This is a genomic window from Enterococcus sp. DIV2467a, from assembly GCF_050532945.1.
Classification (GTDB): Bacteria; Bacillota; Bacilli; order Lactobacillales; family Enterococcaceae; genus Enterococcus; species Enterococcus faecalis.
Map to the genome: position 1 here is coordinate 35,429 of NZ_CP172896.1, position 13,259 is coordinate 48,687.

Annotated in this window: 11 protein-coding genes and 1 other annotated feature (1 of these 12 cut by a window edge); of the genes, 6 read left to right on the forward strand and 5 right to left on the reverse strand. The window is 37.9% G+C overall.

What is annotated here, in order from left to right; genetic code table 11:
- Positions 1 to 438 precede the first annotated feature (438 nt).
- The 3 genes from IGL80_RS00145 to IGL80_RS00155 form a co-directional block, all read right to left on the reverse strand.
- Positions 439 to 3,060, reverse strand: a complete 2,622-nt coding sequence (locus tag IGL80_RS00145) for a YfhO family protein (RefSeq protein ID WP_002359225.1) — start codon at positions 3,058 to 3,060, stop codon at positions 439 to 441.
- 545 nt (positions 3,061 to 3,605) lie between these two features.
- Positions 3,606 to 4,115 carry a ClbS/DfsB family four-helix bundle protein gene (locus tag IGL80_RS00150; RefSeq protein WP_085366590.1) on the reverse strand — a complete coding sequence of 170 codons (510 nt, stop codon included), beginning with the start codon at positions 4,113 to 4,115 and terminating at the stop codon, positions 3,606 to 3,608.
- Positions 4,116 to 4,122: 7 nt separating this feature from the next.
- Positions 4,123 to 4,590, reverse strand: coding sequence for a VOC family protein (locus tag IGL80_RS00155; protein ID WP_002359228.1), 468 nt, complete (start codon positions 4,588 to 4,590; stop codon positions 4,123 to 4,125).
- A gap of 64 nt (positions 4,591 to 4,654) precedes the next feature.
- Here IGL80_RS00155 and IGL80_RS00160 point away from each other — a divergent pair, with 64 nt between their 5' ends.
- Positions 4,655 to 5,602, forward strand: a complete 948-nt coding sequence (locus IGL80_RS00160; protein WP_002404711.1) for a helix-turn-helix transcriptional regulator — start codon at positions 4,655 to 4,657, stop codon at positions 5,600 to 5,602.
- 91 nt (positions 5,603 to 5,693) lie between these two features.
- On the opposite strand, the gene IGL80_RS00165 is transcribed toward IGL80_RS00160, so the two are convergent.
- Complete coding sequence (locus IGL80_RS00165) at positions 5,694 to 6,947, reverse strand: glutamate-5-semialdehyde dehydrogenase (protein ID WP_002404712.1); 1,254 nt, start codon at positions 6,945 to 6,947, stop codon at positions 5,694 to 5,696.
- Positions 6,934 to 7,749, reverse strand: a complete 816-nt coding sequence (gene proB, locus IGL80_RS00170; RefSeq protein WP_002389550.1) for a glutamate 5-kinase — start codon at positions 7,747 to 7,749, stop codon at positions 6,934 to 6,936. The genes IGL80_RS00165 and proB overlap by 14 nt, the downstream gene beginning before the upstream one ends.
- A gap of 319 nt (positions 7,750 to 8,068) precedes the next feature.
- On the opposite strand from proB, the gene IGL80_RS00175 reads away from it, so the two are divergent.
- The 5 genes from IGL80_RS00175 (at position 8,069) to gltX (ending at position 13,254) form a co-directional block, all read left to right on the forward strand.
- Positions 8,069 to 8,554, forward strand: coding sequence for a dUTP diphosphatase (locus tag IGL80_RS00175; protein WP_002359232.1), 486 nt, complete (start codon positions 8,069 to 8,071; stop codon positions 8,552 to 8,554).
- Between the two features lie 78 nt (positions 8,555 to 8,632).
- Positions 8,633 to 10,003, forward strand: coding sequence for a DNA repair protein RadA (radA, locus tag IGL80_RS00180; RefSeq protein WP_002356050.1), 1,371 nt, complete (start codon positions 8,633 to 8,635; stop codon positions 10,001 to 10,003).
- 103 nt (positions 10,004 to 10,106) lie between these two features.
- Entirely contained in the window at positions 10,107 to 11,252 is a 1,146-nt protein-coding gene (locus IGL80_RS00185; protein ID WP_002368622.1) for a PIN/TRAM domain-containing protein, read from the forward strand.
- 18 nt (positions 11,253 to 11,270) lie between these two features.
- Positions 11,271 to 11,744, forward strand: coding sequence for a 2-C-methyl-D-erythritol 2,4-cyclodiphosphate synthase (ispF, locus tag IGL80_RS00190; RefSeq protein ID WP_002359233.1), 474 nt, complete (start codon positions 11,271 to 11,273; stop codon positions 11,742 to 11,744).
- Positions 11,745 to 11,796: 52 nt separating this feature from the next.
- Entirely contained in the window at positions 11,797 to 13,254 is a 1,458-nt protein-coding gene (gene gltX, locus IGL80_RS00195) for a glutamate--tRNA ligase (protein WP_002381335.1), read from the forward strand.
- Positions 13,253 to 13,259: a binding site (T-box leader), on the forward strand; it runs 200 nt beyond the window's last position. (Overlaps the previous gene by 2 nt.)

Below are 13,259 nucleotides of genomic sequence, written 5' to 3' on the forward strand. Positions count from 1 at the left end.
AAATAGTAACAATTGATAGATTACCGTTATCAATTAGTACTTCTTCTATTGAAGTGATAATCTTTTTATTGCTATTTTACAGTAATACCAAAGATGTAAAAGCAACTAAATTGTTGTTTTTTGGCAAATTATGGTTGCTTTTATTTAATATAGTGTCATTAGTAGTTTAAATGGAAATCATAGGAATTACATAAAAAAATCAAATTAATGTTTGTCTTGTTGGATAAAATTAGCAATTTGAAATTAAAAAGTTGAAAAAGCATAGATATTTCATAGAATAAACGAATATCTATTTTAACTGCCTAAATCATTTATAACAAAAAAATCTGAGACAGAATGAATCCCATTCTGTCTCAGATTTTGTTTTTCACAACTCATCAGACCTTATTGATAAAGAGTCATTTTAATAATAACCCTTAGTTTTTTGTGAAAGATTTTTTATTTGTCTTCTTTTTTACGGTTTCGTCTAGCAGGAATCAAGGTTACGTAGGCAACGAAACCACCAGTACATAGAACGAATAACACGATGCCAGGAATCAATCCTTCTGGTAAATAAGAGAACTGAATAGTATGGGTTCCAGCGCTGACAGGAACGCTTAGAAAGGCATCTTTAAAGGCTTTTGGGGTAACTTTTTTGCCATCAATTTTGACACGCCAACCTTTGTCATAAGGAATTGTAGTGACGAGTACTTGATCTTTGTCAGCGGTAAAGGTACCTGAAGCAGAGCGTTTGCCAGTGGTTAAATCAACGCCTTTTTCTTGCACGGCGGAAATGGCTTTTTCAAATGCATTGGTATTTAAGCCAACTACTTGTGGCTGAACAAAACTTACTGCTTTGGTTCCATAAAAACTTACTTTGAAGTTAACGGTTGTATCTTTTGGATAGTAGCCTAAATTATAATATTGGCCAGTAATGCCAATTTGTGATTGCTGACTCGAGCCGTTCACAGTGACCGTCGCAGTGGAACTTTCCAATTGAGCAAAATCTGTTGGGAATAAACTCAAATAAGCTTGCGTATTGGCGGGCACATTGACTGTATAAGAAATCTCTTTGGCTACGTTATGTTGTTTCTCCGTAAAAGTTACGCCAGCTGTATTTTGCGTAATTGTCACGTTATTTTGAAGCGTCATCGTTGGTTGATAAAAGGTAAAATACCGTTCATTGGTATTGGCTAAAGCATTTAGTAAATTTGTTTGACTACCTAAATTATCATTGAGAGGTTGCCGGACATTGTAAATCTCTTTGTCTGCTAAAAATCCTAATGGCAAAGCATTTTCGTTACGATAAAGCTGATATTTACCAGCAGCTGCTTGTCGCTCAAAGCCGAATTTCATTGGATTGTTTTCAGCAATATTGTATTTAATGCCCATCAAAGCATCCATTAACAAGGTATTATTTTGGTAACGAATATTTAAATTCGTGCCTCGCGAGCGGAAACCTAAGGCGTTTAGGTATGTTGAAGAATGTCGGTTCCGCACGGAAGAAAACATGCTAATGCCACTGTAGCCATAGTTAATGCCGTCATTGGCCGAAACACCATTTAAATTTTCCAAGCGGTAAAAGGTATCATTTTCTTTTTTTGTTTGATCGACTAGATTTTTTAAGTCAGGATAAGGTTCAGAATACAAGCTGCGTGATGCGTAGTTCCAATCATCTAAAATACCAGTGACCATCGCCCGTGTATTAATGATTGCTTCACCAGAAACGAGCAGCAATAGTAAAATCACTAAGTATTGCATAGGCGTAGGCGCTTTTTTCAATTGATAAAAAGCAATCCCGAAAAAGTATAATAGTAAAAAAGTTGCCGTTAATACGAAAGAGGTTAAAGTCACATACGTATAACTAGTAGCACCTTTTGTGCCCATTGCAAGAGCAAAAATTGCTAAAAGAATCAAAATCAAGCCGCTTAAGACGCCGAGATCATCCTTTTCAAATTTTTCCCAACCATAACCAGCAAGCAAAATAACTAGGAATGAAAAGAGGAAACTATAGCGGAAAAGAAACATGTTCGGCGCATGCATACCGTGCCAGAATAAATTTAAGGGCGTGATGTAAAAGCTAGCAATCAATAGGACAAACAAACTGCCAAAAAGTAGTTTGTTTTTCAATGGAATTTCTTTCGTAACGAAATAGAAGAGACAAAAAATCAAAGGCAACAACCCAATGTAAATAAAAGGAATAGACCCATATTTGGTTGTATCGTAAACGCCAATCATATTTTTCATAATAATATCTAAAAAGGCAGTCGCTTCTGTTTTAAAGGTTGTAATTTCAGAAAGAGTTTCACCATTGGTTCGTAAATCTAAGACAGCAGGTAAGACCATAATCATGGATGCTCCACCAGCTAAAAGAGAAGTAGTAAAATACGCAACGATTCGAGATTTATATCGTTGCCAGTTTGTAAACGTTCGTGCAAAATAGTACAGGAAGGAAAACAACCCAATCATAAAGCCAAAATAATAATTTGTAATGAAAAGCAAGAAATAACTGACAAACAATAATGTCGGTTTTCGTTGGTCCATTAAACGATGAATTCCTAAAATTACGAGTGGCAGATAAATAAAGGCATCCAACCACATAATTAATTCTGAATGGGCCACAATGAAGGACATTAGCGCATAAGACACACTTAAAGTCACATGGGACCATTTAGGAATCTTAAAGGTTTGTTTTGCCAAGAACCAAAAACTCAAGCCGGCACTCCCAATTTTCAACAACGTTAGGAAATAGAGCGCATCAGGCATGTTTTGATTGTTAAAGAAAAAGACGAGCGGCGTAAATAAGCCACCAAGATAATAGGAAATTAAGGACAAGTAGTTTAGTCCCAAAGAAGCATTCCACGTATAGAAAAGACTTTGTTTTCCATGAAGAACATTGTTAAAGCTTGCGTGAAAATTTGAAAATTGAGAAAAGGCATCGCTGGCTAAAACACTGCGACTACTTCCTGGATAAATCCCAATACTCAAATAGATAATTGCCATAATTAAAAATGGAATGAAGAAACTGGCTAACATATAAGGCCAGTTGTTTTTTAAAAACTGCCTACTTTTATTTTTCATAAATAACCTCACCTGATTTTTCGAAAGTACCTATAGTTTATCATACTCTTTATTTGATGTACCAATAGAAGAAAAACTTTAAAATTTTATTAGGATCCTAAGGGTGGAGTGAAGAAGAATTAGGAGTAAGGGATTGACATTCAAATGCTAAATCACCAGATTAAAACAACGAATATTCTCCGAAAAATTGCTGAAAACACCCTGTGGATAACTTTGTGCATAACTCTGTTGAAAACCACAAAAAAGCTTTTTTATCTCGGTTTATCCACAAGGATAAGTTTTCGAGTTGCTAAAAAAAATAGACGCAAGTTCAGAAGTCCTGCTTGCTAAAAGTAAAGGAATCCCTAAAGTTGAAAGAAGATGAAAACGTTATTAAAACAACGTTTTCATCTTCTTTTTTCTAGAATTTACAAAGATTTAATGTCGAACAAATAAGCACTGTGGAAAAGTTTTTTGGAAAAAATAGGAAATTTCATCCACAAAGTTTTCTGTGGAGAATTTAAAAATGCTTGTCAAGCTTTTTTTGAAAAAATGTGGATAACTTTTTAAAGACAAGCTTTTTTCCATTTGCGAATTTGCGTTCGGAAACTAGTAAAAGGGGCAACGCTATTAATGTGAATCCATTTCCAAAGAGGCCATTGTGCTTTGGTGGTCGCCCAAGTCCGTTGTTGAGGTAAAAATAATTCATCTTCGGAAAGCGAGTCAATCCAATGAAGTAATTTTTCTAAGATGTCTTGCAACGCAATCAGCTGACTTTCTAAACTCATTTGTCCATAGGTTTGATAAAATGATTGATAGAGAGCGCCCAGTTGATTCCATTTATAACCTTCAGCTGGCGTTTGAACGGTCAGACCACGTTGTTCTTGTTCTTCCCAAGAAAGCAGCAAGTTGAGCCAGCCTAATTGATAGGCTAAGTTCTCTGAAGGTGTTTTAGCTACTGTTTCAATTCGGTGATCTTTAAGTGTTTCAGGAATTTCTGCAAATTCAGCTAAATATTTTTGTGAAGTTATTTGAATGGCCTCAATCAAGGCTTCTTTTGATTCATAGGTTCGCATTCTTCGGCTAACTTCCTTTCTTGGTAGGATCTGCTTGTTTTTCTTGAGTAATTTGAGTGACTAAACCAAAAGGATCTTTCACAATCGCATAAAATGTTGCAAATTCATTTTCAATTGGTTCTTGGATAATACAGGATTCGGGATGGCACGTGAGTTTTTCAAAAATTGTTTTGGCAGAGTGACGGCTGTCGACGGTTAAGCTGAGGGTCAATTGTTCTGTGGGCGTGGTATTCATTCCTGCAAACAAAGGATTATCAGCTAGTTGTAATTGAAAAGTGTCCATTTGTAAAATCGAGTGAGAAAGCCAGTGTTCTTCGCCAGCGGGAATGGTCAAAGAAGGATTTAAACGCTCTTTAAATTCTTGATTAGTAATTTTAAAAAGAATATCACCAGCAAAGGCTTCTTGGTAAAACGTCAAGGCTTCCGTTGCTCGTCCGCTTAAGACCATAAAAAGGGCAAATTGTGTGTTTTTCATTGTTTGAACCTCCTAAGGTTGATAAGATAAGCATAACAATAAAAGGTGTCAAAAAGTGACACCGATGGAGGGAAAAATGAAAAAATCAGAACGTTTAAATCAGGAACTTTTTTTCTTGAGAACCCATCCTCAGTTTAATTTAAATCAGTTAATGAAAACTTTTGGGATTTCTAAAAGCACAGCTTTGCGGGATATTGAAGCTTTGGAACATTTAGGCGTGCCGCTATATGTGGAGAATGGTCGTTATGGTGGCTATCGAGTTTTAAACAAACCGTTGTTGCCGCCGATTTATTTTAACGAAAATGAAGTGTTAGCAATCTTTTTTTCGTTACAATTACTGAAATTAGTCGCAGAGTCACCGTTTGGTCATTCCTATCAGCAAATTAAGCAAAAATTATTGCATTCTTTAGATGAACCAACCCAATTTAAAATCAGTCAAATGAGTAAGGTCGTCTACTACGAAGGAATTGAACAAGTAGAAGCACCAGGCAATTTAGAGCAGCTGTTTCATTGTATTTTGGCGCAACAAGTAATTCAGTTTAACTATACCAGATATGAAGCAACAACGAAAAAAATCTTACCAACCCGGTTAACTATTTTAGAAGGATATTGGTATTGTTCAGGCTATGATGTGACTAAAAAGGCTTGGCGTACTTACCGATGTGATTTTATGGAGGCTATTCAGCAGTTAAACCAAACACTGGATTTTACGACTGAAGAACTGAAAGAATCGTATCGCCATCAACAAACGACGGCACGTACGATTCCATTTAAAGCAATCATTACAGAAAAAGGCAAAGAATTTTTTTATAAACATCGCTTTGACAATATTCAGTTGGAAGAAACGCCCACGCAGTGTTTTTTAGTTGGACAGATTCATCCAACAGAAACACAATTTTTAGCCAACTATTTTATGGGCTTTGGTGAAGAAGTGACAATTTTAGAGCCAGTCCAAGTGAAACAAGCATATGTAGAAAGTATAATGAGGATTCAAAAAAAATATCAAGAATAGATTGTGGGACTGTGAACAATTCCATGTGTAAAAATGCACATTGGAGAAGAGAAAGAAAAACCCTTGATCTTTAAATCAAGGGTTTTTCTTTCTAAGAACGTGCTTGCCCATTTCCATAAATAACATATTTTGTCGAAGTAAGCTCTGCTAGACCCATAGGTCCACGGGCATGTAATTTTTGCGTACTAATGCCGATTTCGGCGCCAAATCCAAATTCAAAACCGTCCGTGAAACGAGTTGAAGCATTCGCATAAACAGCGGCTGCATCCACTTGTTGTAAAAATTGTTGTGTGGCAAAGTAATTATCACTAATAATACTTTCAGAATGTTTTGTATTGTAGCGATTAATATGCTGGATGGCTTCGTCTAAAGAATCAACGACTTTCACTGCTAAGATAAAGTCGAGAAATTCCGTTTCCCAATCTTGTTCAGTCGCTGGAATGGCTTCTTCAAAAATTGCTGACGCACGTTCATCTGCCCGAAGTTCCACGTGAAACTCCTTCAAGGCTTTTTCAATTGTTGGTAAAAAGGCTTCAGCCACTTCTTGATGAATTAATAACGTTTCGGCGGCGTTACAGACGGAAGGACGTTGACATTTAGCATTGACAATAATTTCAGTTGCCATTGTTAACTGGGCGTCTTTGTCCACGTAAATATGACAATTGCCCGTGCCCGTTTCAATAACAGGAACAGTGGCTGTTGTCAAAACAGTTTTGATTAAGTTGGCGCCGCCACGCGGAATGAGGACATCCAAGTAGTCATTTAAGCGCATAAGTTGTTGGGCTGTTTCTCTAGAAGTATCATCAACAAATTGAATGAGATGGGGAGAAACGGCTTGTTGTATTAGCGCTTCTTGTAAAATTGTCACCAATATCTGATTGGAGTGAAACGCTTCTTTTCCGCCTCGAAGAATAACAGCATTTCCTGATTTGAAACAAAGGCTAGCGGCATCTGTTGTCACGTTTGGCCGCGATTCATAAATGATTCCAATAACACCTAAAGGCACGCGTTGTTGCCCAATTAACAGCCCCGCTTCATTGCGCCACATTTTATCTACTTCCCCAATTGGATCGGGTAAAGTAGCGACTTGGCGTATGCCCTCGGCCATCGCTGTGATCCGTTCTTCTGTTAAACGTAAGCGGTCTTGCATTGTTTCAGAAATTCCGTGGGTAGCGGCTTGCTCTAAATCTAATGCGTTTGCTTGTAAAATGCGGGGTGCATTGGCTTCAATGGCTGCGGCCATTTTGTTTAACAAAGTATTTTTTTGACGAGTATCCATCAAGCCTAGCGTATAAGAGGCTTCTTTAGCTTGTTGCCCTAGTTGCTTTAAATCAGTCACTTTCATGCCCTCCTTTAATAAATAACGTACCGATATCTTTTCCTTCTAAAATTTCAAAAATGATTTTTGGCTGCTTTCCGTTTGCTAAAATCATCGCCTGTTGATTAGCTAACACACGTTCAGCAGCTTTTAATTTACTAGACATCCCACCAGTGCCAAAGCGGCTCCCCTTACCACCGGCTAATTGGAACAAGTCTTCATTAATTTCATTGATTTCAGAAAATAACGTGGCTTCTTTGTTGACAGTAGGGTTGTCTGAAAAGAAACCATCAATATCTGATAACATAACTAACAAGTCAGCTTGAACAATTTGGCAGACAATGGCAGACAATTGATCGTTATCCCCGAACTTGGTTAAGTGATCCAATTCTTCAATTGCGACAGTATCATTTTCATTGACGATAGGAATAATATTCATTTTTAACAGTTGTTCAAAAGTATTGGTAACATTATTGCGACTTTCAGGATATTCAATAACATCACGAGTTAATAAAACTTGTGCCATTTGTTGGCTATAGGTTGAAAACCGCTGATTATAAATGTTCATTAATTCTGCTTGGCCGACTGCAGCGACTGCCTGTTGTTCGGGAATTGTCGTTGGGCGCACAGATAGATTTAATTTATTCAGTCCGACACCAATTGCGCCAGAAGAAACTAAAATAATTTCTTTGCCTTGGTTGCTTAAATCACTCAAAGTAAAGGCTAATTGATCAATTGCTTTTAAGTTAATATTGCCATTGGGATAAATCAGAGAACTGGTTCCGACTTTGATCACAATTCGTTTGGCCTGTTGGAGTTTGTTTCTCATAAGTGCCTCGTTTCTTTTTACAGTAAAATTTGACACTCATTATAACAAAATCAGCGGCTACTAGAAAGTGCTAAATAATGAATAGTAAAGAAAGTTTAATGAAAGTGTGAACTTTTTGAGGGAATCTTGGGACTTTTTGGGATTTGGTCTGTTTATTTTAAGAGAAGATGATAGACTAAAAGAAGGAAAATAAACAAAAATTCTCCTCTTTTTTGCGTAGTCTAGATTAACTGGGCTTTTAGAAATGAGAAACTTACTAAAAACAACCAGAGTATCAGAGATTATGGTAAAATAGGAGTAGTTTAGACAGTAGGGGAGAATGGATATGAAACAACGTGGTTTTGAGATTATTTCTAAGTATCAAGAAGAGGGCTTGAGTGTCCCACAACGAGCAACAAAAGGTGCCGCGGGGTATGATTTTCAAGCAGCCGAAACGGTCGTTGTACCAAGTCTTTGGAAGTTACAACAAGCTGGAGAAAATCCCAAACCAATTTTAGTTAAAACAGGAATTAAGGCGTATATGCCTGATTCTGAATATTTAGAATTGGTAAGTCGTTCTTCGAACCCGCTAAAACGATTCCTACTTTTAGCGAATGGTGTCGGAGTCATTGACAGTGATTATTATAATAACGAGAATAACGAAGGACATATCATGTTCCAATTTTTAAACTTTGGATATGAAGATGTTGTCATTGAAAAAGGTGAACGAATTGGCCAAGGGATTTTTAAGCCGTTTTTATTAGCGGATGATGACCAAGTCGAGGCAGAAAGAACGGGCGGTTTTGGTTCGTCTGGACAAAAATAAAGCCCATTTTTTCAGTAGGCAACGTTATTCAAACCATTTAATAAATGTTAAAATAAACAACAGATAAGGAGATTCTACATGGCAAAAAAAGCAAAAGTTCAATTTGAATGTCAAAGCTGTGGGTATGTGTCTCCAAAATATCTCGGCCGCTGTCCTAATTGTGGACAATGGAATTCGATGGTGGAAGAGGTTATTCAAGATACTTCTGATCGTCGTGCTAGAGTAAGTTTGACTGGTAAAAAGACACAACCACAACGGCTATCTGAAGTCGTACCTAAAAAAGAGCCGCGTGTAAAAACTGAATTAGTGGAGCTGAATCGGGTTTTAGGTGGTGGCGTTGTTCCAGGTTCGTTAGTTTTAATCGGTGGCGATCCCGGAATAGGTAAGTCAACATTGCTCTTACAAGTATCGCAACAATTAGCAGCCACAGGTGGCACGGTTTTATATGTTTCTGGTGAAGAAAGTGCTGAGCAAATTAAATTACGAGCGGAGCGTCTAGGCACCGTCAACGAGACATTTTACTTATACGCAGAAACAGATATGCACGAAATATCACGAGCCATTGAAAAATTAGAACCAGACTATGTCATTATTGACTCGATTCAAACAATGACGCAGCCAGATGTTACCAGCGTTGCTGGTAGTGTCAGTCAAGTCCGAGAAACAACTGCCGAATTATTGAAACTGGCAAAAACGAATGGGATTGCCATTTTTATTGTCGGACACGTAACGAAGGAAGGGTCTATCGCAGGGCCACGGATGTTGGAACATATGGTAGACACGGTTCTTTATTTTGAAGGAGATAAGCATCACACCTTTAGAATCTTACGGGCTGTCAAAAATCGGTTTGGCTCAACGAATGAGATTGGTATTTTTGAAATGCAGACACATGGATTGGTTGAAGTTATGAATCCTTCTCAGGTCTTTTTAGAAGAACGTTTAGAAGGGGCCACCGGATCTTCGATTGTGGTAGCAATGGAAGGTTCACGCCCCATTTTGGTGGAAATCCAAGCGTTAGTTACCCCAACGATGTTTGGCAATGCCAAGCGAACGACCACCGGGTTGGACTTTAATCGCGTTTCTTTAATCATGGCGGTTTTAGAAAAACGGGCAGGCCTTTTATTACAAAACCAGGATGCGTATCTAAAAGCGGCTGGTGGAGTCAAAATTAATGAACCAGCTATTGATTTAGCGTTAGCAATCAGTATTGCTTCTAGCTATAAAGAAAAAGGAACCTCATCTTCAGAATGTTTCATTGGTGAGATTGGTTTAACTGGTGAAATCCGCCGCGTGAATAGTATTGAACAACGAGTGCGTGAAGCGCAAAAACTAGGCTTTACAAAAGTCTATGTCCCTAAAAATAACCTTGGTGGCTGGGAAGCGCCTGAAGGGATTGAAATTATTGGCGTTTCAACAATTGGTGAAACGTTAAGAAAAGTTTTTAAATAATGAAAAAAGTAGAAATAATCCGTTTAGGTTGTTAGTGGCGTATGATTTTTGTACGCCCCACAACACTAGACGTCTTTATTAAATAAACGAGGAGGATGGCTATATGCAAAAACGAATCATCACGTTGCTGATGATCATTGCTGGTGCAAGTTTAGGAATTTCTCTTTTCCCAATGGCTTGGGAAATGGCTAAGCAAGGCAATAACAGTTGGTTAAACAATAACTTTACGAACGGATTAATCGGTGCAATTATTTTCTTTATTTTATCTTTAGGGTTAGCAAAGTATATTGTTTCCGCTGTCAAAAAAATCGAAGCAGCTTTAAATGAAATGAGTTTAACCTATTTATTATTTGGAAGTATTGGTGCCATCATTGGTTTAACAATTGGCGTCATTATCTCCATTCCAATGTACAACTTACAAATTCCTGTCGTGAATAGTTTACTGCCAATTCTAGTTATGATTATTCTGGGTTACTTAGGTTTCCGAATGGGAACAACACGGATTGAGGAGTGGAAAAAAGTTTTTACACCTCGCCAAAAGAAAGCAAATACGGAAGACACCGAAGGACAAATGTTGGAACGTAAAGTGGAAGACAACTTCCATAAATACAAAATTTTAGACACCAGTGTCATCATTGATGGCAGAATCTACGATATCGCTAAAACAGGCTTTTTAGAAGGTGTTTTGCTCATCCCTAACTTTGTTTTATATGAATTACAATACATTGCTGATTCTGGAGACAGTTTAAAACGGGTGAGAGGTCGTCGTGGCTTAGATATTTTAAATGCTTTACAAAAAGAAGAAGGTATCTCCGTTGAGATGTATGACGGAGATTTCGAGGATATTTCTGAAGTAGACAGTAAATTAATCAAATTAGCAAAATTATTAGATGGCGTGGTTGTGACCAATGACTACAACTTAAATAAAGTCTCTGAATTTCAAAATGTGCCTGTTTTAAACATTAATGCTTTAGCTAATGCTGTGAAACCAGTGGTGATTCCAGGTGAAACGATGAATGTGATGGTTGTAAAAGCCGGAACAGAGCGTCAACAAGGGGTCGCTTACTTAGATGATGGCACAATGGTTGTGGTAGAAGATGGCCAGCATTACATGAATGAGCAAATCGAAGTGGTCGTCACAAGTGCTTTACAAACCGCAGCTGGGCGTATGATTTTTGCCAAACCGGCGCACGCGGGTCGCGGGATTAATGATCGCAAGGATAACCATCCTAAAAACGATAAAAATTAAGCAAAGTGAGGACTTAGTATGATTCGAATCGGTCAAGGTTTTGATGTTCATCAATTAGTTCCGCAACGACCTTTAATTATTGGTGGGGTTACTCTTCCTTATGAAAAAGGTCTGTTAGGTCACTCAGATGCCGATGTTTTAACACATGCAATTATTGATGCAATCCTTGGTGCCGCTGGTCTGGGTGATATTGGGCAACTGTTTCCCGAAACCGATCCGCAGTTCAAAAATGCGAATTCTGTAAACTTATTAACAAAAGTAAATGAAAAAGTTGGGCGGTCGGGCTTTACTATTGGCAATATTGATTGTACAATTTTAGCGGAAGAGCCAAAGATGAGCCCATACTTGGCAGAGATGAAAAAGAATCTAGCCGCGAGTTGCCACTTAGCGGTCACACAAGTGAACATTAAGGCAACGACCATGGAAACGATGGGCTTTGTTGGTAAAAAAGAAGGAATCGGCGCAATTGCCGTTGCTTTATTGGAAAAATAACTGAAAACGACGTTAAACCGTCTGTTTTTAAAAAATGGAAAGAGGAATGAACATGACGAAAGTTCGTGTGCGTTACGCACCAAGTCCAACTGGACACTTGCACATTGGGAATGCAAGAACAGCATTATTTAACTACTTATTTGCCCGCCACAATGACGGAGAATTTATCATTCGTATCGAGGATACCGACCAAAAACGGAACATCGAAGACGGCGAGAAAAGTCAGTTGGAAAACTTAGCATGGTTAGGGATGGAATGGGATGAATCACCTGCTCATCCGGGAGAATATGGTCCATATCGTCAATCAGAACGTAAAGAAATTTACCAACCATTGATTGATCAATTATTAAGTAGCAATCGTGCGTATAAGTGTTATTGTACGCCAGAAGAATTAGAAGCAGAACGTGAAGCACAACAAGCTCGTGGGGAAATGCCTCACTACGCAGGCACTTGTGCGAATTTAACACCTTCTGAACAAGCAGCCAAAGAAGCGGCTGGTCTAGAACCAGTGATTCGTTTCCGTGTGCCACGTAATACAGAATACAAATTTGATGACATCGTGAAAGGTGAAATTACTTTTGAGTCAGATAACATTGGTGGCGATTTTGTCATCCAAAAACGCGATGGGATGCCAACGTATAACTTTGCCGTTGCAGTAGATGATCACTTAATGAAAATTTCTCATGTTTTACGTGGCGATGATCACATTGCGAACACACCAAAACAATTAATGATTTACGAAGCGTTTGAATGGACACCACCTGTCTTTGGCCATATGACCTTAATCATTAATTCAGAAACTGGCAAAAAATTGAGCAAACGTGATGAAACAATTTTACAATTTATTGAACAATACCGTGAATTAGGTTACTTACCAGAAGCCATGTTCAACTTTATTGCTTTACTAGGATGGTCTCCTGTTGGCGAAGAAGAAATCTTCTCACAAGAAGACTTGATTAAATTATTTGATGAACAACGCTTAAGCAAGTCACCAGCGGCCTTTGATGCGAAAAAATTAGAATGGATTAACAATCAATACATGAAACAAATGGACTTAGGTGAACTAACAGATATGTGTATTCCTTATTTAGTCGCTGACGGTCGTGTTGAAGAAAATCCATCTCCTGAAAAAATCGAATGGTTAAAACAATTAGTTAGCTTGTATCAACCACAAATGAGTTATGCAGCTGAAATTGTGGAACTATCAAACTTGTTCTTTAATGAACATCCAGTTTTAGATGATGCTGCGAAAGAATTCTTGCAAGGAGAAACAGTGCCAACTGTGTTACATGCGTTTAAAGAACAATTAGAAGCCTTGGACGTTTTCGATGTCCCAAGTATTAAAGCAGCGATTAAAGCCGTCCAAAAAGAAACCGGCGTTAAAGGCAAAAACTTGTTTATGCCAATTCGAATTGCTGTTTCTGGACAAATGCATGGTCCTGAATTAGGCGAAACCATCGAATTATTAGGCAAAGAAAAAGCATTAGATCATTTAAATAAAGTGTTATAAAAACA

What these genes read in the sequence shown, in the direction of transcription:
- radA (WP_002356050.1), top strand. Translation starts at nt 8,633, where the DNA reads ATGGCAAAAAAAGCAAAAGTTCAATTTGAATGTCAAAGCTGTGGGTAT.
- IGL80_RS00185 (WP_002368622.1), top strand. Translation starts at nt 10,107, where the DNA reads ATGCAAAAACGAATCATCACGTTGCTGATGATCATTGCTGGTGCAAGT.
- proB (WP_002389550.1), bottom strand. Translation starts at nt 7,749, where the DNA reads ATGAGAAACAAACTCCAACAGGCCAAACGAATTGTGATCAAAGTCGGA.
- IGL80_RS00155 (WP_002359228.1), bottom strand. Translation starts at nt 4,590, where the DNA reads ATGAAAAACACACAATTTGCCCTTTTTATGGTCTTAAGCGGACGAGCA.
- IGL80_RS00145 (WP_002359225.1), bottom strand. Translation starts at nt 3,060, where the DNA reads ATGAAAAATAAAAGTAGGCAGTTTTTAAAAAACAACTGGCCTTATATG.
- IGL80_RS00175 (WP_002359232.1), top strand. Translation starts at nt 8,069, where the DNA reads ATGGATATGAAACAACGTGGTTTTGAGATTATTTCTAAGTATCAAGAA.
- gltX (WP_002381335.1), top strand. Translation starts at nt 11,797, where the DNA reads ATGACGAAAGTTCGTGTGCGTTACGCACCAAGTCCAACTGGACACTTG.
- IGL80_RS00165 (WP_002404712.1), bottom strand. Translation starts at nt 6,947, where the DNA reads ATGAAAGTGACTGATTTAAAGCAACTAGGGCAACAAGCTAAAGAAGCC.
- IGL80_RS00150 (WP_085366590.1), bottom strand. Translation starts at nt 4,115, where the DNA reads ATGCGAACCTATGAATCAAAAGAAGCCTTGATTGAGGCCATTCAAATA.
- IGL80_RS00160 (WP_002404711.1), top strand. Translation starts at nt 4,655, where the DNA reads ATGGAGGGAAAAATGAAAAAATCAGAACGTTTAAATCAGGAACTTTTT.
- ispF (WP_002359233.1), top strand. Translation starts at nt 11,271, where the DNA reads ATGATTCGAATCGGTCAAGGTTTTGATGTTCATCAATTAGTTCCGCAA.